We start from the raw sequence: 24,822 nt of genomic DNA on the forward strand, positions 1-24,822 counted from the left end.
CCCCTTGCCCGCCCGCTCCAAATGAGTTGGTGCCGCTGGAAGAACCGCCAATGCCGCCGGTAGCGACGGCAAGAGCGCCGAAAGAGGTTGTTCCGCCGGTACCGCCGATGAGATCGGAACCGGATGATGGATTGGGGACGCCACCGGCACCGATGGTGACGGTCTGCTGCGAGACCGGACCGAAATAGACCGCCGTTCCGCCCGCGCTTCCGCCGCCGCCAGTGAAGCCGTTTGTCGTGGCATTGCCGCCGCCTGCGCCGCCTGCGCCCGTGACAAAGACGAGCATGCTCTTGGCACCGGCCGTCGGCACGTAGGTTCCGCTCGCGGTCATGACGCGCATGGCCTTCATCGCGCCAGGGAGAATTGCGGCGAGCGCGGAGAGCGTGACCTCGCGGTCCGCACCGTCCGACACCACATGCAGCGGAAGGCTGTCGTTCAAGGAAAGTGCGCCGGTCGGTGCCGGCAAACTCGTGATGCTCAGCGAAAGGACCTGCTGATCGGTCGCGGCAAGGCCCGCATTGGCGGCCACGGTCACAGCAGGGTTGAGCAGACGGAACGACGTCGTCGCGTTGTTGAACTCAAGGATGCCCATGGCGCTGGCCGGCCATTGCTTTGCCGTCAGCGCGGTGCCGTCCATGTTGACGATCGGATGGGTGCCCAGACCGTCAATGTTGCCCGTCATGGCGCCGTTGTTGTCGAAGGCGGCCTTCTGGACGACGAAAATCTGGCCGTCGACATAAGCGCTCGGCGCCGGCAGGACCGCGGCGGTGCAGACATTGGCCGAGCCCGCGTCGGTACCGACCATGATGGGCGCGGATGCGGCTCCGATGTTGACCCAATTCGCGCCGCCCGTATCAGGGTCGGACGTATTGTCGTCGGCCGTGCTCAGCCAAACGACACCGGTCGCCGCGCCGGCCAGCAACGCGCTCTTGGGATACCCGCCGATCGCTGCCGAGAAGGCCGGATCGTAGGGAACCAGACCGCCTGCATTCTGCCACTGCGACCATTGCGTGATCTGCTGCAGAATGCCGTTCATGTCCTGGCCGAATGGCGGCACGCCGCCCGATCCGACCGGCAGGAAGTTGAGTGGCGGAAAGCCGTCGGTCAGGGAGGCCGCGCCATTCACAATCCCGATCTGCGAGCCGAGCGGGATGGAGCGGATGTAGCTCGGGCTCGCCGAAGCTCCCCAAGCTACGGGGAACTTGGCAGGCAAGGCGGAAAGCTTCATGGAAGGATCCTTAGATGATGACGACCGACGCCTTGACGCCGGTCGGCTTCGGCAAGACGCCGGAGTTCTGGACAATCGCGAGTTCGACAGGAGTCAGCTGGAATGCGAAGGTGTAGGTCATCGTCATCGTCTCGATCGACGAGCCCGCGTAGAACGATGCCTGGTTGAAGCCGACGGAGTTCAGCGATTCCTCGAAGCCGAACCATGTTCCGTAATTGCCGCCCTCGGTAACGTAGGCGTTGCCCCTATTAGGGAAGAGGCTGAGCAGGATCTGGTTGATCGCGGGGATCGAGCCGTTAGTGATGTTGGCTGCCGCCTTGGCGAAGATGAGCCGGCGGTATGCCTCGTCCGACAGCGCGAAATTCGAGGTCAGCGGAGCGCCGGAATAGAACGCGCCTTGCCCGAACGGATCGGCTCCTGGCCTCGCCTCGTCGAAGCCGAACCAGTCCCCGGTCGTGACCTGCAAAACCCGGCTGACGCCGACGATGCGGCCCCAGACGTCGAGCCCATAGCCCTGCGCCGTGTCGACGTTCCAGATGTAGTCGAAGAACGCATCGAAGTTGGCCGTCTGGTCGAGATACGAGAAGATGTTCCCGATCAGCTGCGTCAGCGTGGGCGCATTCGCATACTGGCTGATGACAGTGCGCCAAACGTCGAAAGGCGGGAAATCGCCGATCGGGCTGATGCCAATGGCGAATTGGCCAAAGCCGTTCGGTATCCCGGCCGGTGGCCTGGGATAGGGAGGTCCTGTGTCTTCCATGATCGATCAGGTCAGGGTGACGAAGATGTCGTTGGGGGAGATCGTCGGCACCTGGTCGATGTCGACGGCGATGTCGAAGCGATTGGGGATCGCGGCCGTCATGGTCTCGATTGACACGTTCTTGTTGTTCGAGACGACATAGGTACCGGTGCCGCCCGAGCCGGTGCCGAGCGCGGTGATGGTGGTGCCGACGGTCAGCGCGCCGGTGGTGTCGGAAATGATCTGCCCGACCGCCGGCGCACCCGACGCAACGGCGGAGACCGTCAGTATCGTTCCGGCGATCTGGCCCGTGAAGACGGCGCTGGGGTTGTTGTTCGAGCCTACCTCGATCGAGATGATCTGCGCCCACAAGCCAAGGGCAGCCACGGGCGCGTAGAAACGGCTCGCAAATAGCGTGGTGCCGATCTTCGCGCGCGGCCCACCATCGCCGCCAGCAAAGGCGCTGACGATGGCATTCTGGATTTGCGTCGCGGCATCGGCGGGGACGAGATGCGTGTTGACGATGTTGACCGCGAACAGGATCGCCAAGGGATCGGGGATCTCGAAGCTCACCCGATAGGCAGGGTACGGTGGGACATAGCCGGGGCTCTGGTCGTAGACCGTGACCGTCGTATTGCCGTTGTATGCGCAGCCGGGCGCTTTGCGCGACCAGATCGCTTGCGCGACATCGTCAGCGTCGCCGCCGACCACCGCGACATAGAGCGAGTTCGGATAGATCGAGACGCCGCCAATGGTCTGGACGTCATTGCTGGCGTTCTCTGTCACGAACGCGTCGATGACGTTCGGCACCGCCAGCACCGCGCCCAGGACCGACGGAAGCGAGCCCTGCGAATTCAACGCGACGGAGGCAGCACGGCGGGCCTCGAAAGCCGACCGGCTCTCGACATTGTTGCCCAGCACGCCGTCATCCGGGTTCGTGATCGAATCCCATCCGGGGATCGCTCGAAAAATCTGGTCGAGGCTTCCGGCAGGGCATGGGATCGGCCCGACCACCAGGCACTCGAACGGCAAGGTGACAGTGCCGTCGACGCCGATGACGCCATCCTCGGTGCACAGATACTGGTTGCCATCTTCGGCAAGGGCCAACGAGCCCGTCGGGATGGCGACGCCCGGCAAGCCACTGCAAAGCGCCTGCACGACCGTCGGCTGGGCCGGGTTGCGCTCGATGAAGTAGATGCGCGCGATCGCATCCTGCATCCGGCCGGTCGCATAGGCGGGATCGACCTGGTTGGTGAAATAGAGGAACATCGAGTTGACCTCGTCGATGACCGCCGTCTCGCTGCTGGCGAGCTGCCCCTGCGGCGTGTTCAGCGCGGGATTGAGGACGCTGCCGAACGCGCCGTTGATGTCCTCGGTCACGCCCGCCAGCACCTCCGCGGCCGACGGGATCAGGAACCCCCTGTCCGTCCACTGCGGCGGGGGAACGTTGGTGGTGTCGACCATGTGCTAGAAGCTCGCTGCGGTGGTGTTGCCGGCCCCGTCCGTCACCTGCACTTGGCCGGTGACAGTCCGATCGGTCCAGGACTGGATGAAGGTCTGCGCCGAGACCACGCCGGGCACACTTAGGGCGGCGCGGTTGAAGTACGGCTTCATGAGCGAGACCGGCGGAGCCCTGCCCAGGATCTGGTCGAAAAAGGGAATGCCCTGTGTGGTGTCGTAGTAGAGCTCGCCCGCGAAAAGCCTGATCGCGCTCGCGGCGTCCTGCGCCAGCGCATAGGGCTCGTCGGCGACGGCGATGTTGCCCGACGCGTCGGACATCAGGTCCCATGTGTCGGTGTCGAGAAGGAGCGTCTTCATGTTCCGGGCTCCGGTGGGCCAGACGTCCCGCCGCCAGGCTGGACGTTGGTGTGGAGGTGGTTGAGGAGGCTGATGTTCTCGCCGCCCGATCCCGCGATGACGTCGCCCGTCACGCGCAGCTGCGCGGTGGTGATGGTGATGGAGCCGGCCGCAAACTCAATGATCTGCCCGTTCTTGTCGAAGAGCTTGATGCCGCTCTCGGTAAACTGGACGGCCTGGTCCTGGTTTGCCGGGTTGACGATGGTGCCCATGTAGACGCCGTCCGACATGTTGCCGCGGCGAAAGCTGCCCGGGTTTGATTGGGCTCCGCCATTGGCTTTCAGCGCCGAGATGTCGCGGTCGGATATGGCCATGTGGCCCATATCGCCGACTTTGGGATCGTTGATGATGCCGTTCGTGCCGCCCTGATTCCGCATCGTGGCGATGCCGTAGATGATGCCATGCGGCGTCTGGTTGCCCTGCCCGTCCGTCTGATTGATCAGCGGCATCACATCCACCGTGGGCGGCGCGCCGACGCCGCCACCATGCACTGCGACGACCTTGACCGGGATGCCCGTGCGTGCCTGCGCCAGCTCCTGGCGGATGAGGAAGCGCAGCCGGTTGATCTCGGCGGTGTCGTCAGACGTGGTCTGCTGACCGAAATAGCCTTGGCCGCTCATGCCGGCGCCGAGGCATCAACGGCGATGCATTCGAGGAGCATGAACCACTTTCCGTGGGGCATCATTGCCTCCAACTGATACTCAAGACGGTTGACCTTCCATGTGCCATTGGCCGGCGTCAGGTCGCTCTGGATTTGCACCTTGCCCTGGTACTTCACGGCCGGATTGTAGAGCGCGCGGACCAGCACGAAGGCCTGCTGGAAGAACGGGTAGCCGACCATGCCGGTGTCTTTCGAAATCAGCACCGTGTCGCTGTTTCGCGCCTTGCCGGGCGGCGTGATGACCATCGTGCCGCGATCGATGCCGACGTCGAAGCCGCCGTCACGCGCGATCGCCAGCATCTGCGTCCACGCGGTGCCCGGATAGTAGGGGTTGGCGAACTTCACCTTGACGCCGGCGTCTTCGAACGCCAGGCCCATCTGCCCCGTGAGAGATTTCATCATCTGCGAGGCGTCGCCGGAGCCCTTGATGGAGAGCGGCGGGATCGGCTTTGCGGCATGGAAGACGCCCGGGAGCGAGCTGATCCGGAAGCACACGTCGGGCATCGCCTGCGCGTCGACATAGGCGTAAACGATGGTGCCAGTCCACACGACGTTCTGGCCGGTCTCGTCGTCTCCAGCGAGCACCGAAATGCCGTTCTTGTACATCTGGAGATACTGTGAACCGACGGTGGATAGCTGGTTCATCAGAGCCAGAGGCAGGCCCCAGATTGAAATTTCCGCTTGCCCCGAGCCTTGCCCGGCGTTGACGATGTTGCAGGCGACGCGCAGCCCGAATACCTCCGCGGTGTTGCCGCCGCCTTCAAACTGACCGTTTGCCAGCTCGAACTCGACGGAAATTCGCTTCTGGCTAAACGCCATCTCGATCACCGCCTCACATGAAGAAAGTTACGCCCATGCCGAAAGTCCTTGCCGCCGCGAGCGCCGCCCTCCTGCTTTTCACCGTCGCGCCGGCGCTGGCGAAGCCGAACAAGGCCGCGCTCGAAAAGACCTATCTCGACCTCAATGAGCAGTGCCGCGGCGGCTCGGGCGATGATCCCGACACGATCAAGGCGTGCGATCAGCGAGAGGCGGTGGCGGCGCAGCTGAAGCAACTCCACACTTGCTTTGCCGGCGACCGGTTCCAACGCTGCCGAGCTGATTAGTTGAGGCCGACCGCCATCGCCTGAGCTAATGGAACGTTCGCTCCGCCAACAAGTTGGATGGGGGCATGGATTCGCTCACGCTTTGTCGGGAGGCGTGGAGCGCAAGTCCGGGCACCTTGAACGAGTAACGCTAATGCGTCGTACGATTTTGGCCTGCGTTTGCATTCTGTGCTCCACTGCCTTGGTCCAGGCAAAGCCGTGGCAGCATTTCGGGGTCAAGGAATTTGGTTTCATCTTTGATGTGCCACCCGGGTTCGCGCTGGCTCAGCGTTCGGATCAGGGCGCAGCTTTTGAAGGCGAAAGGCACGCGTTCCTAGCCGTGTGGGGTGCTCGGCTGGGCAAAGCCAGTTTCGAAGCCGAGATCGAGCATCGCATGGGGCAGGACGAAAAAGACGGTTGGAAATTGACGTATAAACGCCTGACGCCGAATTGGGCCAGCTATTCGGGGATCAAAGACGGTCAGATCAGGTATGTTCGCGCCATCCAAGTATGCGCCGACCGCGCGGCGCTGTTTACGATCAACTACAGCCGTGACGAAAAAGTGCCCTACGATCCGGTTATAGTTCGCATGGTCCGGTCTTTAAGGGCGGAAGGGTGCTAGGCCCACAGATCATTTCGCCGATCGGAGCGGGCGTGGGCTAGAAGCAGCGGCCCGACAGTTCCGCGTTGGGGTGCGTTCGGTCGAACTGCCGGGCCTGACCGGCTCTCGGTGTAGGGGACAGAGCCGGCTGAGGGCGAGCCTAAATTAGCATCCACACCTCGATACCTCATTTGATTAAAATCCACTGATTTCCTAGCGCGCCGGAAGCTCGCTCGCCGACACATAGGCGAGGCTGTAGCGCGTGCCCAGCCCGGTATAGTACGGGTCGGTGTCGCCCTGGTTGTCGATGAAGATGAGATCGCCAGAGAAGCCAAGGTAAAGCGACCGGACGATCCGGTTGAGGTTCTGGCAGATCACGCCGCCTATCACGAGCACGTTGTCGACATAGAGGTCGATGAACAGGCCGGGGTTCTTCTGGTAGAGGCTGATCTGCGAGACCTGACCGTCCAGCGTCACGCCGACCGCCTGGTTTGGCACCGCCTGCAGTGGGATGATGACCATCAGAAGCCTCCGGCCGGCAGCCCAGACGATGTCTGGAATTGCGCGAGCTGCGCGCTGCTCGCCGGCGCGGTCTGGACAGTGCCGCCGTTAATCTGAGAAGCGCCGCTCGGATCCTGGGTGTTCGACATGGCGGCACTGACGGCCTGGCGCACTTCGATCAGCCAGATATCGACCGACAGAAGCCCCATCCCCTCATTCGAGCGCCGGCTATAGTCGTAGTGGGTGATGTTGCAGGAGAGGTAGACCGCCTCCGGCGTCACCACGTCATAGAGGTTGGTGTCGCCGGCGACGGCCGCGATCGACGCCAGCATCGCGGCGCGGTTTGCGGCCGATCCGCCGGCGGTGAAGCGGAGCCGAGCATCGTAGGGTACCTGGACCTTGTCGTAGCTCTGAAAGGCCCCCTGCTCGACCGGGAAGTCAGAGATCGACCATTGCTGGCGATACTGCACCTCCACGATGTTATCGGCGATGATCACCGGCACACCGCCGAAGTAGATGCCCCAGGGTTGCAGGCCGAACGCGTTCGACAGCAACCCGAAGGCATCCTGGGTCAGAAGTTCAAGAATGCCGGCCATCACGCCAATCCACTATTTGCCTGCGCGGTGAAGAGACGCCGGCTGAGCGCGTCATTGATGTCGGCCGCAACGCCGTTGGCATCGGTGGCCTGGCTGTGAACCTCGACCTTGCCGATATGGGCCTCGACCGAGCTGGTCGACGTCGTGGCCGTGTGCGTGCTGGAGATGTTCGACAGCGCTGCCGACGCGGCGCCGGTGTTGATCGCCTTCATGCCCCGATAGGTTCGGCCGGTGTAGTTGTCCATGCCGTTCCAGGCATTGTAGCCCTCGGCGCGCTCGAACATCGATGCACCGGTAGCGCCCTGCGCGTCGGTCTTGGCATTGCGCAGCATGCTGCCGGCCCGGCTATCGGGGCCGTTCAGTTCGGACAGAGCGAACTGATACTGCGTGTCGGCATCGTTCCAGTCTTTGCCGCGCGCCTTCGCGAAGGCCATGAGGCGCGCCTTTCGCGAGCCCAGCCATTGCGCCACACCAGACGCGCCGATGCCGTTGACGGTCGAGGGACCGCCGGCCGCCTCGACATTCATCCAGCGCGAGATGAGGCCGCGCGCGCCGGCATCTGATAGGCCGCCGCCCGTGAGGGTCTGGTAAGCCTGCGATTGCCGTTCGGGCGTCCACCAGCCCCGGGTGCCACCAGAGGCGTGCTGGGGGCCAGTAGAACCGGTGCCGCCCACCATGCCGCCGACAAGGCCGCCGGCCTTGGACGATGCGCTGCCGCCGCCGAACGCAGCGCCGATGCCACTGAGGAGGTTGCTCCAGAAGCCGCCGCCAGAGTTGCTTTGCTCGGCCATCGTGACCGGAACCGGATTGCTCCTCGAGATCGGCTTGCCGTCGACGGCGATCTTGTCGTCGGCATCCTTACCGGGATGGCTTCCAGGCCCTCTGCGCAGATGCGCCATGAGCCAATTGCCGATCGTGCCGTGATCGGCAGCGTGAGGATCGGAGCGCAGGTGCGACCCGCCCCATTTGATCGCGGCCGCGCCGGCAAGAAGCATTCCAACGCCCGTCGAAATCGTGCCGAGGAACCCCAGGCCCGCGCGAGCACCGCCTGCGGCGACACCGCCACCTGCTCCTCCCGCCGCGAGCATGCGCATATTGGCAAGAACCCGGAGAAACTTTGCGCCGAGCCACAGGCCGAACAGGATCTCGGTGGCATGGACAATGCCGCCGACCCCGTCGACCACCTCTTTCGCGCCGTGCGCGAAATTCTGCATGCCCGTCTCGACGGCGTTCCAGTCGATCCTTTCGAGCCAGTCGATGAATTTCTTCACCGCGTCGACAATGCCGGTCCGGATCCAGTCCTGGTTCTTTTCGATCCAGGTCGTCATCCTGTCGGCCGCGTCGACCAAGACCGGGCCGAGCTTGTCATAGATGGCGTTGGCGAGTGCGATGATGTGCTGGAGCAATTCGTTCCAGCTAGCCTGGAGCTTTTGCGCCGCCTTGATCGCCTCATTGCTGGGCGAAAGGCTCTTCTCCAGTTTCCCCAGATAGACGTCGATGCCGGCGCCCATCTTGTACATGAGCTGTTCGGTCGCCGGGTCTATCCCCAGCGCCTGCGCGACATTGTGAGCCGCACCGGCGTCGATCTGGTGCAACCTCTGCAAAGCCGCCGCGACATCGGACAGATAGCGATCGAGCCCATGGTTGGGGTCGATCCGCATGCCGGTCCAGGCCTGCAATTGCGAGAATTCGCGCGGCAGCGCCTCACCGTTCTTGTTGAGGTTGTAGAGCTGCTTGTTGACGCGCTCCAGGGTCGACGCGGTGGCGTCGGCCGAGCCGCCGAAGCGTTCGGCCGCATTCTCCCAGGCCGCGATGCGCTGGGGCGATTCCCCAAGGCTCGACGCGAAGCGGCCCAGCGAGGCATCCGCATTGGTGAGCTTGCGAACAAAGTCGCTGAGCGCCTGGCTGCCGGTGATGACGGCGAAGAGTTCGAGCACGCGCCGCGTGATCAGGTTGACGGTCTCGGCCGCCTTCTTCGAGCTGTCCTCGATCTCCTTCCCGCCCTTGCGGAATTCATCGCGCGACTTTAGCCAGGCCTCGGTCTGTTTCTTCCGGCCATCTTCAAAATTCTTTGGATCGAGATTCAGGCGGACGATCAGTTCATCAATGATCGTGCCCATTGGCGCCCCTCTTTTTCAGCAGCATCAGGTTGTGGGCGTCGACCATCGCCACCTCGAGAAGGTCGTGGACGTCCTCGATCGACAACCACTCGTCTAGCTCGCGGAGCGAGGTTTTGCCCTTTGAGAGAACCTGACCGATGGCTCGGGAGACGTTGCCGTATTCGAGGAGGCGGACGCCGGCGACTGTGTCGAGATCGATTTCGACTGGCCGCCGGCTGTAAAAAAACTGACGTGAAGGTTGAAGACCTCCTGCCGGAGCTGAATCAGCGTCGCGATCTCCTCGACGTCACCCTCGATAAGCGGGCGCTGGATGGCCGGGTTGCGGGGATCGGGCTTGATGGTGACGCATTCCATCATCTCGTCGAGCAGCGGCTCGGCATCCTCGAAATCGATCTTGGTGATCGCCCGGATGCCCACGATGGCGATGCCCTGCATGCCCATGCCGGCGAAGTCGTCGGGGAGTTCGACGCCGGAGCGCGCCACGGCGAGCAGAGCGCGCATCGCCCATTTCTCCGCGCGCGTCGCCGGCATCTCCCGGATGTGAAAGGTCTTGCCCTGATCACGACCCTCATCGGGGATCGTGACGTCGATCTCTTTACGCGCCATGACTTACCCTCAGTTCGGTCCGCTTTGAACACTCTGCCAGCGGATCGCGAAACGGCGCGGCTGCAGGATCTTGGCGGCTGCTGGCATCGGCGGCAGGCTGACCAGAAAGCCCTTGGTCGAGATGTAGGAGCGGCCTACCGACGGCAGGGTCGTGCTGCCGTTCGCGGTATAGACGTCCTTCGCCTGGATCTGCGTCGCGGCCCAGGTCTCGAAGAAGGCGATCGACGGGGAATCGGCCTGCAACACGAACGTCTGGTTGATCGGGTTGTAGACGAAGCCACCCGACAGGATGCCATCGACGCCCATGGCGGTCTCGACCTGGTCGACGCTATCCAGGTCGTAGATGTTGTCGGCCGCGAAGCCTTGCAGTTGGACCGGTGTCGGGAAGAGGTTCGCCACCGCAAGCGTAATGACCGCGTTCGCGGCCGTCAGAGACGACATGATCTAAGCTCCTTGAAGGGGAATGGGGTTGCCGCTTACTGGACGAGGGTCGAGGTGAGCTCGATCACCTGGACGGACTCGCCATCCATGTACCAGAAGTTGATCGGCGGGCTCTGGCGGGCCTGGCGCACCTGCGGGGTGGCATCCTTCACCTGGAGATACCAGCCTTGCAGCTGGAGGGTGTCGCTCGCCTTGAGGCCAGCCGCCGAGTTGATCTGCGCGATCTGGAGCGCCGACAGCGTCACGCCGGCGCGGATGGCGCCGAAGTTGAGCGCCTGGTTGATCGGGTCGAGGCACGCCGCCTTGATCAGCTCAAAGCCGGCCGCGTTGTACGGTACCGAGTTGATGTTCTGGAGCAGCTCCATGAGGGCAAGCTGGAGCTGGTTGTTCAGCCAAATCTGGTTGATGTAGCTGTCCAGCCATTCGAACTCGCCCGACACCGTGCCGTTCTGGAACTCCAGGAACTGCTGCGCGGCCGTCGCGTAGGCGCCATAGAAGTTATAGCCGTTGGCGATCAGGTTGCTCGCGACCGTCGCCGTGGTGACGCCAGCCACCAGCCCATCCTGCCCTCGGAATGCGAAGGTGATGCGGCCGTTGGTCTGCTGAAAGTCGATCGAGGCCGCCGCGCCGCAGATGAAGGCGGCGATCTGCTCGGGCGTCGTCATGCCACCGGCAGGCTGGTAGATCGCGCAGGTGCCGTCGAGATTGGCGCTCTTGAGGATGTTGCCGAAGCTGGACGTCGCATCGTTGCCCTCGGTCGGCGTGATGTCCGTGTCCCATGCGATATAGGCGAAGCGCTTGTTGGTGTTGTTGACCCATTCGGCGAAAGCCAGCTTCTGCGCGTTGCCCGAACCGCCATCGGGATCGAAGATCGTCATGAAGGTCGCCCAATTCTGGGTGATCTGGGTGATCCCGGCCATGAAAGCGGCAGGCGTCGTTCCATCGGCGCCCTGGGAGAGGGTCGCGCCGGTAGCCTGCGTCAGGAAGAGACCGTCCGAAACCGAACCGGTGGCGAAGGCAGCGGAAGAGGCCGCGCCGGCAACGCCAGAGGTGATGACGAAGCGGCCGGCGACCGAGTCGTAGGAGACCTCCAGCGGCGTGGGCGCGGCCGTGATGGTCTCGCTCGCCACAGTCTGTGTCTGGTCGACGAAGTATGTGCCGGCCAGGCCCTCGCCGGTGCCAAGCTGCGTGATGTGCGTGCCGGCTGTCACGCCGACCCCGGCCAGCGTCTGGCCGACTGCCAGGGTGCCGGACGCGACGGCGCTGACCGTGAGCGTACCATAGGTCGCCGTGATCGCCCCGCTCGGCACCACCTGCTCGATCGACACCGCATACTCGCCAATGCCGCCCGGCGTGCCCGACAGCTGGGTCGTGATCTGCGTTCCGGCCGAGACGCCAGAGCCGGAAAGCGCAGCGCCAGCGACCAGCACGCCCGACGTGACGCCGGTCACGTACATGACGCTGCCGGCGATGGACGCAGTCACCGAGGCCGTCGTGGCGGCGATTGCGCCAGTCACGGATGCGGCTTGCGGCAAGCTGGCATTCAGGTCGGTCTGGATCAGCGCCGCGGCGGCCGAGAAGCTGTTCGCGCTCGAAAGGTCGATCGCGTTCGCGGTGCGCACATAGCCGTCGACATCAACCGAGAGCGTGCCGCTCAAAGCCTGGAGCTGCGCCAGCGAAAGCTGATTGGCCTTGCCGCCCCTCAGATAGGCCGCGACCGCCGCCGAGGGATACTGCGTGAAGAGGATGGTCGCGGGCTTCTGCGTCGAGTTGTTGAAGCCGTTGAAATAGACGGCCGCGATCTCGGTCTCCTCGGCCGATGCGCCGAAGAAGTTCGAGACCGACTTGCCGTCGTTCGGGAACGACAGCACCTGCCCAATCGGGACGCGGGTGTTTTGGGTCAGCACGAGGCCGTTCATCACGAGCGCCTTGCCGCCGGCGTTGAGAACGTTCGGGATGACGTTCACAAGCTGCGAGGCCGGAATGGTCGTCATGGACCAGGTCCTTTCTGTTTCGATTGAGGGGTCAGGCCGGGAAGGTCGCTTCGACGTTGGCGACGTCGACCACGGCCTGGTCGGCGAATTGCTGTGGCAGGCCGATTGCCTGGTTGGCCTGCAGATGCACGTCGACGACATAGCGGGTCTCGTATTGCTGCTCGCCGTTGAAGAACGGGACCTGCTTGGGATCGTCGGCATAGAGCGGCGCGCCATCCAGGCCGGCGTCGGCGAAGTATCGTGTCGCCCGCTCATCGCGGATCAGCGTGGCGATCGTCTGCGCCATGTCGGAAGCGCTGCCATCCGAGGCGCTGTGCACGTCGAGCTGGATGACGACGTCGGTCGGCTGCGTGATGGTCTCGGCGCCGCTCGAGAGCGTCTGCGCCGCCACGGTCTGCGCCGGCGTGACCGTGTAGGATCCAATGCCGCCCGGCGTGCCGCTCGTCTGCTCGCTGACGAGCGTGCCGGCAGTCACCTGTGTTCCGAAGACGGTCGCCCCCACCAGCAGCGCGCCGAACGCGACCTGAGTGACGGTCATCACCGTATCCGCGATCGAGGCCTCAAAGGCGCAGTCCTGATAGGTGTCGACGTTGGTCGAGAGGCGACCGCGATGGCTCACGGTCATTGTGACGAAATCGCCAGCCGGCTCCGGGACCCGGTCGTCTTGCGCCGATATCACTTCGACGCCGGCAGGCAGGTATTGCAGCAGAAAGCCGCGCAGGACCGTCTGGATGCCAGACTGGCTGGGGACCGGGCCGCTCATCAGACGCTGGTGCCGATCCCGCGCACCGTGGCCTCGCCGGCGCCGACCGGCTGGCACCACACCTGGTCGCCGGCCGCGAGCGGGAACGGAACGAAGCTCTGGGAGAGCAGGACGCAATTCGAGGCATCCGCCGCCGGCTGGCTGTCGGCGATCGCTGCCATCACGCCGCCTATGCTGGTCACCTGCAACAGCGCCGATGAATAGTTGGCCCCGTCGGCGACCTTAGTCCACTGGCCGGCGGGGCATGGCACCATGAAGGTTCCGTTCGCCATATCAGGCTCCATCCATTTGCAGGGTCAGGGCGCACTTGCACCAGTCGGGCCACGACTCGAGCACGAGTGCTACGAGCCAGGTGTCGCCTTCCGGGAAAGTGCCGGCGGGGAAGACAAAGAGATCGCCGCCGACTTGCAGCTCTCGCACCACGCCGAGGGCCGAACCGTTGAGGTAGACGGCGCGGCGCACGCCCTGAATGTTGAGCCCGTCGAGCAGCTGCAGATCGTTGTAGGTAAGCGACTGCGCCTGCAGAGAGACGCCGGGCACGTCGACAAAGCTCGGGGTGCGCGTGCCGTCGGCCGCCGTGGTGTAGCCGCTGGACCGTTTCAGCGTGGCGGTCACGAACGGGTTCACCGTCCCGATCGCCGCCGAGACGATCCCGTGCAGGTTCATGGTCGATCAGCCGACGCGGTAGACCGTGAAGGTGCCGGCGCCCGTGTTGCGGAAGCGCAGGATGCCGCTCGACGGGATCGTGGCGCTGCTATGCGCCGGGAAGTCCATCGAACCGACCAGCGTCATGCCGGCGTTGGTGGTGATGGTGGCATCCTCGGCATCGACGATGGAGGTGTTGATCACCGAGACGTCGAAGGAGTCGTTGGCCTCAAAGTCGGCCGGCAGCGCTGCCTGGAGCGCTGCACCGGTCGGGAGCTGCTGCACTGAGGCAGCGCCGGCGCCCTGCTGGATGGTGATGATGCGCGTGAGCAGATCGGCGGGCGTGAGCGTGCCGGAGACGGTGTGCGCTGCCGGGGCGCCCTGCGTGCTGCCGACCTGTGCGGTGGCCGTCCAGATGGCCGCGCCAGGGGTCGCATCGACGCAGACAAACGCGGTGTCGGTCGCGGTGTTCACCCAGGCCGAACCGACCTGATAACCCTCGCTCGAGTCGTTAGCGGCGGCTGGATCGGTCACGGCCGCGAAGTTGTTCTTGAATGCAAGGTCGGCTGGAATGTCGCCGAGGTTGCTCGAAAAAAGGACGGCCCTCATCGTAGTGGTCTCCGGGTTCAGGATTTCTTGACGGCATAGTCGACCGACGCCAGCATGTGGCCGGTGTCGACGAGCTGCTTGTCGTTGCCCTTGCGGGCGATGGTGGCGGGCTGCAGCGGCGGGCCGTCATAGGCGGTGATCGCCGCCTGCAACTGGCCCTTGATGGCCTCGCCCGTCTGGCCCAGCGTCTTTTCGGCGTCGTAGCCGTTCGCGGCCAGGAGGTCCCTCACGGCGTCGGGCCATTCGGGGCTCTTGTCCGCGATCATGCCCCTGAAGAACGGGCGGGGCGGCGTGTCGCGGGTGCCAAATTCATTCAGCGCTGCAACTAGCGGGACGGAGGTGCCGTCAGGATAGGTCGCGCCCTCCAGGAAGCCGACGTCGACCGACACGGCTTTCTGGAGGTTCTTCGCGATCTCGGCCAGCTTCGCGGCGAGCTTATCGCCGCCGGAAAGCTTCACCATCGCTTTACGCGCCAGGTGCGCTCTGATCGGCGGGCTGATCGGCGGCTTTCGCCTTTGCCTTTCCCTTCGCATCAACGGCGGGATCGGCGGGGCCGGTCGCTCCGGTGACACCAGTCGCGCCGGCGTCGGCCGCGGAACCCGTCGCTCCGCTTTCAACCGCCGCGCCGGTGGCGCCGGTGGCACCAGTGGTCGCGGTCGCGCCGGTCGCGCCGGGCGCGCAATCTGCGGCCGCCGTGGAGGTGGCGGGCCTCTCCGGCGGATCCACAAGAGGTGCCGGGGAAGCGAGGCGCAGGCTGCGCTCAAGGGTCTGGATGCGATCTTCGGCGTGCTTGCGGAAGGCGCGGAACTCGCGCTGCAATTGCTGGAGGAGGTCCATGGACGATGTCCTTTACTGATTGAGCCACGGGTTGAACGCGCGGCGCGGCCCGGGCATGTAGCGCATGGTCCGGTAGGCGGCAGTGGCCTGCCGGTAGGCCGCGCCGAATGGGGTTTGCATGAACCAGGCGTTGTTTGGCGTTACGGGGAAGTCGGCCTGTACCGATACGCTGCCCTCGGTAGCATTTGAGACGCGTCCCACGATCCCGGCCGGCGCCTGACCGTTGGCGCCGTACATGAGCTGGCAGATGTGAGCCACCATGAGATTGAGCAGCGTAGTCTGCGTCTCGGCCTTGGTGACGGGGCCACCGCCATCATTGCGGCAATAGAGAACCGCGACCGGCAGCGCGCCCTGCAAAACCTGCGGCTGGCTGAGCGTCGCGAACTGCGGGTAGATGGCTATGAAGTCCTCATAGCTGAAAGCGACAATGACGCCCATGCGGACCTCCCGTGTTCGCCGGCGTCACCTGGCTCAGGCTTCTTCCTTCTTGAAGGCCTGGATGCCGCGCGGCAGGTTGTTCGGATCGATCGGTTCGAGACCCGACTTCTGTGCCTCATGTTCTTTGATAAAGTCCTCGACCATGTCGGTCTCGACGTGCGCCCAGACGAGGTTGTTCCTGACCGCGTCGAGGTCCTTGTTCTGCTCGAGCCACTTCTTAAAGAAATCGGCATCGACCCCATAGGTCAGGGCGTAGTCGCTGTCTTGCGCCATCGGGGCGGGCTCTTTGCGGCGGTCGAAGCGGCGCAGATAGCCTTTCAGGACGACCGGCTCGCCGATCACCTGGGCGCGTTTCACCTTGCGGAAGCTGCCGCCGGCGGTCGGTTCGTTCTGCTCGACCATCTCGTGAAGGCGCAGGATTAGGCCGTGCGGCAGCTTGCAGGCGACGGTGACAGTGGTGGACATCGATTTGCTCCGGTTGGTGGAAAGCGGTTCAAGTCGCCGATGCCGGCCCCCTGCCTCGAGAGGGCGGCACGGGAGAGGTTTTCAGACTGGGGGCCTGACGCTTTAGCTGGCCGATCAGCGCGCTGCTGGTAGGCGTGTGGAAGATCATCAAGATCAAGTTCGGATAGCGAGATTGCAGCGGATCCCAGGTGTCACGCCTGGCTCAGCGCCTGTGGAACAGGCACCCTCGCAAGCAGCATCCGCAAACTACTATCCGTGAAGAGCTAAGTGGATAGGCATTATGTTCTCCCCGACCACTAGCCCAGCGATAGAAGGCGTGCGAGCGCTCGGGTGTCGATCGGCTTCTCGATGCGCGGCACTTCGGCGTACGCTTCAGGAATGGACCAGGCATCGTAACCCGTGGCAAAGATGAAGGGCACTTCACGTTCGCGAAGCGCGTCCGCGATAGGGAAGGCGCGTTCGCCGCGCAGGTTGAGGTCGAGCACGGCGCCGTCGATCCGGTCTTCCGCCCCGAGCAGCTCAAGCGCATCCTCGATTGAGCCCACCGGGCCGATTACGTTCGCGCCTCTGTCTTCCAGATCGCGGGCGAGATCAGCAGCGATCATGTACTCGTCCTCAACCACAAGAAGACGGCGGCCCCGCAGGGCATCGGGTTGCGGCTCATCCATATTGCTTCTCATCCTTGGTCACCGGTACGACGATCTCGCAGCGCACCCCGTCCGATCCGAACTCGAACTTCGTCTTAGCGCCGAGCTGGTAGGGAAGCGCCCGCTCGATCAGTTCGCTGCCGTAGCCCCTCCGCGTGGGTCCGCCCTCCGGCATGGTGACGCCGCTCTCGCGCCATTCAAGTCTCGCGCGTGGCTTCGACCCGTCGTGCTCTATGTTCCACCTAACGGTGAGCCGGCCCGACGGTTGGTGAAGAGCGCCGTACTTCACCGCGTTCGTCGCGAGTTCGTGCAGCGCGAGCGCTACGGATTGCGCGGAGATGGCCGGCAACGAGGTCGCGGGGCCTTCGATCGTGACGTTGCCCCCGTCCACGCTTCCGTCGCCGTGCGCGTGGAGCTCGCCTTGGATCAGTTCGCGCAGGTCGATCGGCTGATGGTCGGCGCGCGCGAGCAATCCTTGGACGCGCGAAAGCGCGCGTAACCGGCTCTCGTAATCCTCCGCAAACTCCTCCAGCGACGCGCTTGACCGCATCGTCTGCCGTGCGAGTGATTGGACGACCGCAATCAGGTTGCGCGTGCGGTGCTGAAGCTCGGCCAAAAGCACCTTCTGCTGGTCTTTGAGCGTGCGCAGGTCATGGATGTCGGAGGAGGTTCCGACCCATTCGAGTGCGGCCCCGCCGGCGTCGTCCAGGGGGGCGGCACGGGTCTGGTGCCAGCGATACTCGCCATCGGCCGATCGGCGGATGCGGTGCTCGCAATAGTATTCGCCTTTGCTCGGCGCCTCAGCCCATGCCGTCATCGTCGTGTCGTGATCCTCAGGATGGACGGCATCGAGCCAGCCGAAGCCGACGCTCTCGGCAAAGGCCAAGCCCGTGAAGACACTCCACTGTGGACTACCCCACGTCCGGTCACCGTTCACCTTCGAGCGGAAGACTAGCTGCGGGATATTGGTTGCGAGGAGCCGGAATAACTCTTCGCTCTGCTGAAGCTGCACTTCAGCACGGTGCTGGGCGGTCCGGTCGCGTAGGATTTTGACGTAACCTCGGGTTCTGTCCCCGAGCGGCATCATCAGCCCCGACGCCCAGAACCGCGTGCCGTCCTTCTTCATCTGCCAGCGCTCGTCCTCGGCTCGCCCTTCCGCGAGTGCGATCCGGCGCTCCTCCGCGGCTGCGCTCGTTCCGCCCTCCTCGGGAGGAAAGGCTACATCGGCAGACTTCCCGATGATCTCCTCATCGGCATAGCCGAGCACGCGCTCGGCACCCACGTTCCAGCTCGTGGTGATGCCGTTGGGATCCATGGTGAAGATCGCAAAGTCGGTCGCGCTGTCAAAGATGAGCTGCAACAGGTCGCTATCACTGAGCGGCCGCTGACCTTCGCCTTTTTCGTCTTGTTTGTCACCGTTTTGCACGCGTGGCCTCCGGCACATGGCCGGCACGCACCCCGCGGCCCAAACAACCGACCTTCAGCATGGGTGAACGGTAAACCGCCGAATGCCCGCATGGTTCCCGTCTTCCTAGCCGTGGCCGAGTTTCGCGCAGCCTGGGGTCCGATTCGACCAGGCGGGCTACCGGGCTGCTCCACCCCGCTTCACGCTTTGGTGCCAGAACGGTTACGATCCGGCACCAAGCGTTGTAGGATCGTTAGACGCCCAGCATCTGAGAGATGCCCATCGGCTGGCGGATGATCGCACCCCAGGTGCCGCTGGACATTTTCTTCTTCCATGAGGAGAGCGCGCGCACGATTGGATGAGCGCGGAGCTTTTCGTTGAACGCACAATAGCCGGTCTGCTGACCATCGATGCCGTCGGCAATGAACTGAACCACGTTGCCGGCTGATATGCCCGTCGGGTTGATCGCTGTCTTCGCCCTATATTGCACCGCTGAAACGACGCGAAGGTTCGGGAAGTTTTTCTTGAGCAGGTCCTCGACATTGACGTTGAACGAATTGGTCGCGGTCATGGCAAGCTGCGATTCCGGCGACATGGCCAGTGTCATCTTGGTGTTCTGGTCGACCAGGCCGGCTGTCTGGGTAACGAGCTGCAGCCACAGTGACTGGAGGTCGGAATAGATCTCATTCGCGGTGGCGACGATCTGGCCGTTGTTGATCCATTTCACACCGCCGTAAGCCTTCGGCGCCGGGGTGATCGGAGCCGCCAGGTTCGGGTCGTTGAGAAGGCCATAGTTCTGCAAACCCTGCACGCCCTTGAAGTAGGTCGTGTTGAGGAATCGTGCGAGCACGGTGACGCCGGCGCCATCCACTTCGCCAACCCAATTGACGCGGCCAAGGCCGGCGCGCTCGATCTCCAGTTCGCCATACTCGGAAATCGTCTGGAACAGATACGACTGGCGCTGCGGCCAATTCATGTTGGCGCCGGCTCGGCCGTTGTCGTTGTAGTCGCCATAGCTCGACACTTCGCCGGTCTGCTCGACGACGGGGAACATCGCCGTCTGGTCGATCCAGGTGCCCTTTCGAATTTCGCCGAAGATTTCGGCAGCTTTGGTTGGGGCGAAAAGGATGCGGTAGACCTCAGGATCCACAAGCGTGGTGAGGAACGCCGGAATGCCGGCGTTCGGTGCTGTCGCTAGCTGAGGTTGTGCATCCATCGCGAGGTGATTGGTGCGGAACGCCTCGACGATGTATGCGCGTGCATCGGGAAGGTAGATACCGGCCTGCTCGAACATCGAGCGATGCTGAGCCCACGCCGCAGCGGCCTGATCGAAGTCGTGAAATTTCATGGTGGTTATCCTCGCAGATCGCCGGCTTGCGGCGCATGGTTTCGAGATTGACGGGCGGGTTTAGCCCTGAGGCCAAGAGCTGATCTTCATCAGCTCGCCGGGCTGCGCGAAGGAACGCACGGTCCACTTGGTCTCGACATTGGTGGCCGCGGTGAGCGCCGCCGCGTTGACGACGGTGTTGACATCGACGGCATAGGTGCCAGCGCCGCCGGCCGGGCCGCTGAGCTGTTGGGTGATCGTGGTGACGGCGGTGATGCCAGCCCCGGTCAGCGTGTCGCCGACGCCGAAGACGCCTGCGATCGCGCCGCCCGCCGTGAACACGCCATAGGTGCCGGAAATCACTGTACCGGGGTCGACGTCCTGGTCGGGGATGTTGACTGCATACGTGCCCACACCGCCGGGGGTGCCAGTGAGCTGCTGTACGATCTTGGTGCCGGAGACGACGTCGGTGCCCGAGATCGTTGTGCCGGGATAGATCGTGCCGGAATTGAGCGCGGTGACGGCCAATACATTACCGTTGATCGAGCCGACGAGGCCACTGGTAGCGGCCGCGATAGAGCCTGCAGAAGCGGTCGCGCCATTTGGCGTGCCGGTGGGCGCGGCGGTTGCCGTTCCATCCGCGTAGTTGGCATAGACCTTCATGCCATACTGCGCCGGCGTAGCGCCGTTGTTCTTCACCCAGAAATCGCCCGCATCGAAGATGGTGATCGGGAAGCCTGCAGGAACCAGCATGGTTGATTCTTGCAGATACTGCTCGATGAGGCCCTGTTGTTCGCGATGGACGAAGCCGGCAACCGGGCCGGTGCCGAAGGTGTTGACCACGGCCGGCGCATTGTCGCTGTCGGCTAGGGCATAATTCAGCCAGGCGAAGCGGCCGATGACAGCACCTAGCGCGCCGCAGACCAGCGCGCCAGCGGCGGCAAGGACTGTAGAGCGAGGGTTGGTGGAAGCGAAATCGCCCTCGACAGCGGGGGCGGGATTGTAGGCAACCTGCGTCTGAAACCCAGACATGGGCGATCTCCTAAATGAAAAGAGCCGGCTCGCTGGCCGGCTCGACGGGCTTGGAAGGGGAAGCCGCTCGCCTTAGAGCGACTTGACGATGTGGGTCTTGGCGGCTGGGAAAAGTTCGTAGAACGAGTTCACCCCGGCAGCGTCCAGGGCGACGACCGGCTTCTTCGGTGCGCCGACGCTAGGTAGCGGCTGGGCCTTGAGAATGGCCGGCAGTGCCGAGGGATGGACACCATCGATGTTGACGCCGAGTGAGGTGAGCGCGGTGCGATAGACGGCATCCGCGTTATCATGGGCCATGGCGAGCTTGCCGATGTAGGGACGAACGGCCTCCTCGGCGGCGCGCACTTCGGCGGCCGACTTGAGCATCTCGGCGCGGACCTCGGTCTTGGCCTGCGCCACAGCCGCGGCGATTGCCGCGTCCATGGCCTTCTTGTCGACCTTGTCATCATCGTCCTCGTCGCCGTCCTCGGCCTTTTTCTTCTTCTCGTCCTCGTCCTCCTCCTCTTCGGAGTCCTCGGCTTTCTTTTTCTTGTCCTCCTCCTCCTCGTCGTCTTCGTCCATCGCTTCCTGGACCTCGACCTCGTCGAGCGCGACGAGAACCGCCTCGAGACCGTCGAGCTTCTCGTCGGCGGAGAGCTTGCCCTCGGCGGCCTTGCCGACTGCCTTGAGGATGGCCGGGCGCTTGGCCTTGAAGTTTTCGGCGGTAACTCCCGCGAGAGCCGCGCTGAATTCGATCTTCTGATCGCTGGCGAGCTTGGGCATGACGTGGGCAAGGATCGCGCCGTGGGCGACGGACGCCATGCGCGACAGCAGTGCTGTTTTCTTCATCGTGATGATCTCCATTTTGCTGTCGCCGACAACAACATCAGGCCCGGCGCGGCCTTCCTCAACCAAGGCGACGTGATTGGCGGAAATGTCCCGCATCACGCCGTCATAGGATTCTCCAGCCAGCCTGCCGGGCGTCATGTCGGCCCGGTAGCGATAGCTGCTCGAAAGTTCTTTCTGCCGATCGGATTCGATCAGCGCGATTGCAGCGCCATCCCAGATGCTGAGCGGCGCCATGAGATACGGGGCATGGAACTCGACGGCGTCGCCGAGCGCGCCGACCACGGCTTCGCGCGGGTGCTCCTTGGCGCTGATCGGAATGTGCTTGAGCAAGAGCGGCTTGCCGACGAAGGTCGGGGCGGCTTTCGCGAGCTCGTCCGCATCGCGGTAGAGGCGATAGATGCGCTCGGGATCGAGCCCCAGCGCCTCGAAGCCCGGGATCTCGCGGCCATAGTAGGGGCAGATGTTGGCCTTCGAGATCGGCGTCATCTCGACGCGCAGATGGCCGTCCTGGTCGAACGAGCGCACGCTGTTGCGATCCATGGCGAGGGCGTCTTTGGCCTGCGCCACCGCGCCCGCGCCGCGGCATTCGTCGCACACGATCCCAGATCCAGCGACTTCACCGGTGCCGCCGCAAATCGGGCAAGCGCCCTCGATCACGATGTCTTCGCCCCTCGTCCACTTCACGAAGTTGGACCGCAGCGAGTCCCATGCTTCGGCCGACATGTCGGCCGCGATACCAAGCCGCTCGCCCAGCATGTCGCGCAGGCCGGGATGCAGCGGCTCGGGCAGCGAGCGCAGGGGAGCCCAGGCATAGCCGGAATGCTCGGCCGACAGCTTCGGCGCGAACTTTTCGACCACCGGCTGGGCATAGGTGTAGTGCAGCCAGCCTTGCGGCGTCGGGCGCACGTCGAGCAGCTGAGCGGGGCCGGTCTCCAGGAACAGCTCAGGTCCCGTGGCTTCTTCCTCGGTCTCGCGCTGGGCGGTCTGGAGTGCCGTTTCGCCCTCGTCCGACTTGCCACCGGGCCAGCACCAATGGCCGGGCCAGCTGGTGTCGGTCGACGAGCGCCTGAGCACCAGGACGTCGCCATCGGGGGCGACCAGCATCAACGAGGCCGCCTGGCCCGCGCTGTCCTTGCCGATGAACTCTTCTGCGACCGCCTTCGGGATGCCGAGCACGCCCCGACCCTCGGCCGCTGCGTACATGGCGCGGCGCTGGGCCTCAGAGGTGGCTGGCATCGGTCAGACTTTCCGTTAAACTGTAAGGCGTAGCCTCACATTCTGGTTGACTTATGTGAGGCAGCGCCTTACACTTTCGGCATGATCAAGTCATTCAAAAGGAAGGCCCTGCAACGCTTCTTCGAGACCGGCAAAGCACGCGGCCTTAGCGTTCAGGATGACAAGCGTGTCGCTCGCATCTTGCGGGCTCTGGAAGCGGCAGCGCGGCCTCAGGACATGGACCTGCCCGGCTATCATTTCCACGGACTCGCCGGCCAAGACAAAGGCCGCTATTCTGTTCGGGTGACCGGAAACTGGCGCATCACCTTCGGTTGGGACGGCGAAGACGCTACCGACATCCATCTAGAGGATTACCACTGATGAACACTCCACACATCAAGCGCAGCCTGCCCGCAATGCATCCCGGCGAGCTTCTGCGCGAAGACGTGCTTCCGGCGCTCGACAAGCCGAAGTCGGAGATCGCGAAGCTGCTCGGCATTTCGCGCCGCACGCTCTACGACATCCTGGACGAAAAGCAGCCCATCACGGTCGCGATGGCTCTCCGCATTGGAAAGCTGGTCGGCAACGGTCCGGTGCTCTGGCTCAACCTCCAGCGCAACTATGATCTGGAGCAGGCCGAGAAGGCCCTCAGCGCCGAGATCGAGGCCATCCCGACGCTGCATGCTGCCGCCTGAGCCGTTATCGAGAGCACGGCGACCGTTCACACACGCACCCGAGGAACTTTATTCGTTTACCGCACGTTTTCCCGCCGAACCAATTTCGGTTCTAGGAAAGGGGAAACATGGAAACTGCAGGTGTCGGTTGGATAGCGGCTATCGTCATCGGCGGGATCGCCGGCTGGCTCGCCGAGATGTTCATGAAGAGCAATATGGGCGTGCTCATGAACATCCTTTTGGGGGTTGTCGGCGCCATCGTCGCTAACCTCCTTCTCGGATTGCTGGGCGTATCATTGACCGGATGGCTTGGCTATCTCGTCGCCGGCTTCATTGGCGCATGTATTTTGATCGCCGTTGCCCGAATGTTCAGACGCTGAACCGGCAAAACGGGCGCACTGAAGCGCGTGATCCCGTACGATCACGCGCTTTTCCTTAGGAGAAGCCCTTGATGATCGGCTTCCCGACGCATCGGCAACCGGGTTCCTCGCCCGGCCGGATGAAACGCTTGACGGCCGGGTCATACCAGCCGGTCGAAATCTTGTAGCGGACCTTCTCACGGCCGGCCTGTACATGCGTGGGCCGAGGTTCCTTGCCGCCGCCGCTGTGGTGCCACTCAGCTTCATCGATACCGAGTTCCAGCTGGCGCGCCGTGTTGAAGGCCGATGTCGCCTTGTTGTTCTGGTCGAGCGCGATGAACGCGGCGCGGCGCTTCGTGATCCCGGAATAGCGCTCCAGGTCCTGCACGAGGCCGGCGAGGTCGCGGCCGGTCTGGACCGACCTCATCACCGCGCCTTCGACCTGGTCGAAATACTGAGATGGGATCGACTTGATCAGCGCCACATTGGCGTGGATCGTCGCGTCGACAACGTCGCGCATCGCCGCCGTCATCTTGAACTCGACCGAGATGCCGCCATCGCGCAGGATCTTGCGTAGCGCCGCGCTCGAACGTTTCTCGACCGAGAGCGCGAAATAGTCGCCCAGCTGCTCGGACGCGACGTCGAAGCGCTTGATCCACTGCGCGGCAAGCTTGCGGATCGCTCGGCGCAGCGCATCCGCCGGCGTCTCGTCCTGCGCCAAGCGGGGCGTATTGGCCCGGTAGGAGGCTTTGAGCCAGTAGATCACGCTGTCGCTCATGACGTCGATCAAGCGCGTCAGCCGGCCCCCATAGGCCGTCTCAATCCCGACGTTGGGCCGGACGGGGCGAAGCACCTTTTCGTTGCGCTTGGCCGTCCGACGACTTTGCAGGCTGGACATCACGATCCCTCAGCGTCTCGGCGATCTCGCGATCGTCGGGCGTCTGTGCTTTGAGGAGTTCCCAGAGGTTGAGCGTGATCAAGCGGTGCCGGCGTTATCCTGGCGGGAGCCGCACTATCTGCCGGCTCCTCGGGCTTGGCAACACCTGCATCCCAGATAAACCGTTCCAACACGAGAACGGTTTTGAAGAACTTGTCGGGGTCTATCTCGCCCGACGTGCTTGCGCCCACCAGCTCGACCAGCCGAAGCCGGAT

30 protein-coding genes and 1 pseudogene are annotated in these 24,822 nt (G+C 63.8%); 5 read left to right on the forward strand and 26 right to left on the reverse strand.

Annotation, left to right across the window (positions count from 1 at the left end; genetic code table 11):
• The 6 genes and pseudogenes from A9K71_RS09115 to A9K71_RS09140 all read right to left on the reverse strand — a co-directional run.
• Positions 1-1,228, reverse strand: a pseudogene (locus tag A9K71_RS09115) (hypothetical protein); the annotation flags it as partial.
• Between the two features lie 10 nt (positions 1,229-1,238).
• Positions 1,239-1,988 (reverse strand): DUF2612 domain-containing protein, encoded by a 750-nt coding sequence (locus A9K71_RS09120; RefSeq protein ID WP_066993565.1) that lies wholly within the window; start codon positions 1,986-1,988, stop codon positions 1,239-1,241.
• Positions 1,989-1,994: 6 nt separating this feature from the next.
• Entirely contained in the window at positions 1,995-3,431 is a 1,437-nt protein-coding gene (locus tag A9K71_RS09125; protein WP_066993567.1) for a baseplate J/gp47 family protein, read from the reverse strand.
• A gap of 3 nt (positions 3,432-3,434) precedes the next feature.
• Positions 3,435-3,785 carry a hypothetical protein gene (locus A9K71_RS09130; protein WP_066993570.1) on the reverse strand — a complete coding sequence of 117 codons (351 nt, stop codon included), beginning with the start codon at positions 3,783-3,785 and terminating at the stop codon, positions 3,435-3,437.
• Positions 3,782-4,444 (reverse strand): hypothetical protein, encoded by a 663-nt coding sequence (locus tag A9K71_RS09135; RefSeq protein ID WP_066993572.1) that lies wholly within the window; start codon positions 4,442-4,444, stop codon positions 3,782-3,784. Before A9K71_RS09135 ends, A9K71_RS09130 begins: the two co-directional genes overlap by 4 nt.
• Positions 4,441-5,304 carry a hypothetical protein gene (locus A9K71_RS09140; protein WP_066993956.1) on the reverse strand — a complete coding sequence of 288 codons (864 nt, stop codon included), beginning with the start codon at positions 5,302-5,304 and terminating at the stop codon, positions 4,441-4,443. Before A9K71_RS09140 ends, A9K71_RS09135 begins: the two co-directional genes overlap by 4 nt.
• A 35-nt stretch (positions 5,305-5,339) precedes the next feature.
• Between A9K71_RS09140 and A9K71_RS09145 the strand changes: the two genes are divergently transcribed.
• Entirely contained in the window at positions 5,340-5,588 is a 249-nt protein-coding gene (locus tag A9K71_RS09145) for a hypothetical protein (protein WP_066993574.1), read from the forward strand.
• Positions 5,589-5,721: 133 nt separating this feature from the next.
• Entirely contained in the window at positions 5,722-6,189 is a 468-nt protein-coding gene (locus A9K71_RS09150; protein WP_066993578.1) for a hypothetical protein, read from the forward strand.
• A gap of 192 nt (positions 6,190-6,381) precedes the next feature.
• On the opposite strand, the gene A9K71_RS09155 is transcribed toward A9K71_RS09150, so the two are convergent.
• The 19 genes from A9K71_RS09155 to A9K71_RS09245 form a co-directional block, all read right to left on the reverse strand.
• Positions 6,382-6,690: a hypothetical protein gene (locus A9K71_RS09155; protein WP_066993581.1), complete on the reverse strand. Its 309-nt coding sequence runs from the start codon at positions 6,688-6,690 to the stop codon at positions 6,382-6,384.
• Positions 6,690-7,265, reverse strand: a complete 576-nt coding sequence (locus A9K71_RS09160; protein ID WP_066993584.1) for a phage baseplate protein — start codon at positions 7,263-7,265, stop codon at positions 6,690-6,692. Before A9K71_RS09160 ends, A9K71_RS09155 begins: the two co-directional genes overlap by 1 nt.
• The gene (locus A9K71_RS09165; protein WP_066993587.1) at positions 7,265-9,385 is read right to left on the reverse strand and encodes a phage tail tip lysozyme; all 2,121 of its coding nucleotides are present in this window, start codon (positions 9,383-9,385) and stop codon (positions 7,265-7,267) included. Before A9K71_RS09165 ends, A9K71_RS09160 begins: the two co-directional genes overlap by 1 nt.
• 93 nt (positions 9,386-9,478) lie before the next feature.
• Positions 9,479-9,991 (reverse strand): hypothetical protein, encoded by a 513-nt coding sequence (locus A9K71_RS09170; protein ID WP_066993591.1) that lies wholly within the window; start codon positions 9,989-9,991, stop codon positions 9,479-9,481.
• A 9-nt stretch (positions 9,992-10,000) separates the two neighbouring features.
• Complete coding sequence (locus A9K71_RS09175) at positions 10,001-10,432, reverse strand: hypothetical protein (RefSeq protein ID WP_066993594.1); 432 nt, start codon at positions 10,430-10,432, stop codon at positions 10,001-10,003.
• A 35-nt stretch (positions 10,433-10,467) separates the two neighbouring features.
• Positions 10,468-12,426 (reverse strand): DUF3383 family protein, encoded by a 1,959-nt coding sequence (locus A9K71_RS09180; protein ID WP_066993597.1) that lies wholly within the window; start codon positions 12,424-12,426, stop codon positions 10,468-10,470.
• Between the two features lie 31 nt (positions 12,427-12,457).
• Positions 12,458-13,189: a hypothetical protein gene (locus tag A9K71_RS31995; protein WP_066993600.1), complete on the reverse strand. Its 732-nt coding sequence runs from the start codon at positions 13,187-13,189 to the stop codon at positions 12,458-12,460.
• Positions 13,189-13,461 carry a hypothetical protein gene (locus tag A9K71_RS09190; protein ID WP_066993602.1) on the reverse strand — a complete coding sequence of 91 codons (273 nt, stop codon included), beginning with the start codon at positions 13,459-13,461 and terminating at the stop codon, positions 13,189-13,191. The genes A9K71_RS31995 and A9K71_RS09190 overlap by 1 nt, the downstream gene beginning before the upstream one ends.
• A gap of 1 nt (position 13,462) precedes the next feature.
• A complete protein-coding gene (locus A9K71_RS09195; RefSeq protein WP_066993605.1) occupies positions 13,463-13,855 on the reverse strand; it encodes a hypothetical protein in 393 nt (130 codons plus the stop codon).
• 6 nt (positions 13,856-13,861) lie between these two features.
• Positions 13,862-14,443, reverse strand: coding sequence for a hypothetical protein (locus A9K71_RS09200; RefSeq protein ID WP_066993607.1), 582 nt, complete (start codon positions 14,441-14,443; stop codon positions 13,862-13,864).
• Positions 14,444-14,460: 17 nt separating this feature from the next.
• Positions 14,461-14,904, reverse strand: coding sequence for a hypothetical protein (locus A9K71_RS09205; protein WP_066993611.1), 444 nt, complete (start codon positions 14,902-14,904; stop codon positions 14,461-14,463).
• 4 nt (positions 14,905-14,908) lie between these two features.
• Entirely contained in the window at positions 14,909-15,280 is a 372-nt protein-coding gene (locus tag A9K71_RS32000; protein WP_066993614.1) for a hypothetical protein, read from the reverse strand.
• A gap of 12 nt (positions 15,281-15,292) precedes the next feature.
• Positions 15,293-15,718: a DUF4054 domain-containing protein gene (locus tag A9K71_RS09215; protein WP_066993617.1), complete on the reverse strand. Its 426-nt coding sequence runs from the start codon at positions 15,716-15,718 to the stop codon at positions 15,293-15,295.
• A 33-nt stretch (positions 15,719-15,751) separates the two neighbouring features.
• Positions 15,752-16,183 (reverse strand): hypothetical protein, encoded by a 432-nt coding sequence (locus A9K71_RS09220; RefSeq protein ID WP_066993621.1) that lies wholly within the window; start codon positions 16,181-16,183, stop codon positions 15,752-15,754.
• Positions 16,184-16,479: 296 nt separating this feature from the next.
• Positions 16,480-16,851 (reverse strand): response regulator, encoded by a 372-nt coding sequence (locus A9K71_RS09225; protein WP_066993624.1) that lies wholly within the window; start codon positions 16,849-16,851, stop codon positions 16,480-16,482.
• Positions 16,844-18,256, reverse strand: coding sequence for a PAS domain S-box protein (locus A9K71_RS09230; protein WP_197504210.1), 1,413 nt, complete (start codon positions 18,254-18,256; stop codon positions 16,844-16,846). The genes A9K71_RS09225 and A9K71_RS09230 overlap by 8 nt, the downstream gene beginning before the upstream one ends.
• 232 nt (positions 18,257-18,488) lie before the next feature.
• Positions 18,489-19,583, reverse strand: coding sequence for a hypothetical protein (locus A9K71_RS09235; protein ID WP_197504211.1), 1,095 nt, complete (start codon positions 19,581-19,583; stop codon positions 18,489-18,491).
• Between the two features lie 60 nt (positions 19,584-19,643).
• Positions 19,644-20,594, reverse strand: a complete 951-nt coding sequence (locus A9K71_RS09240; RefSeq protein ID WP_066993629.1) for a hypothetical protein — start codon at positions 20,592-20,594, stop codon at positions 19,644-19,646.
• A gap of 72 nt (positions 20,595-20,666) precedes the next feature.
• Positions 20,667-22,658 carry a DUF2213 domain-containing protein gene (locus A9K71_RS09245; protein ID WP_082980418.1) on the reverse strand — a complete coding sequence of 664 codons (1,992 nt, stop codon included), beginning with the start codon at positions 22,656-22,658 and terminating at the stop codon, positions 20,667-20,669.
• Between the two features lie 81 nt (positions 22,659-22,739).
• On the opposite strand from A9K71_RS09245, the gene A9K71_RS09250 reads away from it, so the two are divergent.
• The 3 genes from A9K71_RS09250 (at position 22,740) to A9K71_RS09260 (ending at position 23,691) form a co-directional block, all read left to right on the forward strand.
• A complete protein-coding gene (locus A9K71_RS09250; RefSeq protein WP_066993632.1) occupies positions 22,740-23,018 on the forward strand; it encodes a type II toxin-antitoxin system RelE/ParE family toxin in 279 nt (92 codons plus the stop codon).
• Positions 23,018-23,332, forward strand: a complete 315-nt coding sequence (locus A9K71_RS09255) for a HigA family addiction module antitoxin (RefSeq protein ID WP_066993635.1) — start codon at positions 23,018-23,020, stop codon at positions 23,330-23,332. Before A9K71_RS09250 ends, A9K71_RS09255 begins: the two co-directional genes overlap by 1 nt.
• A gap of 107 nt (positions 23,333-23,439) precedes the next feature.
• On the forward strand, positions 23,440-23,691 hold the full coding sequence (locus A9K71_RS09260; protein WP_066993638.1) for a GlsB/YeaQ/YmgE family stress response membrane protein: 252 nt from the start codon (positions 23,440-23,442) through the stop codon (positions 23,689-23,691).
• A 55-nt stretch (positions 23,692-23,746) separates the two neighbouring features.
• On the opposite strand, the gene A9K71_RS09265 is transcribed toward A9K71_RS09260, so the two are convergent.
• Positions 23,747-24,568: a phage minor head protein gene (locus A9K71_RS09265; RefSeq protein ID WP_197504212.1), complete on the reverse strand. Its 822-nt coding sequence runs from the start codon at positions 24,566-24,568 to the stop codon at positions 23,747-23,749.
• Between the last annotated feature and the right edge of the window lie 254 nt (positions 24,569-24,822).

This window comes from Mesorhizobium sp. WSM3873, assembly GCF_001672445.1.
Lineage (GTDB): Bacteria > Pseudomonadota > Alphaproteobacteria > Rhizobiales > Rhizobiaceae > Mesorhizobium.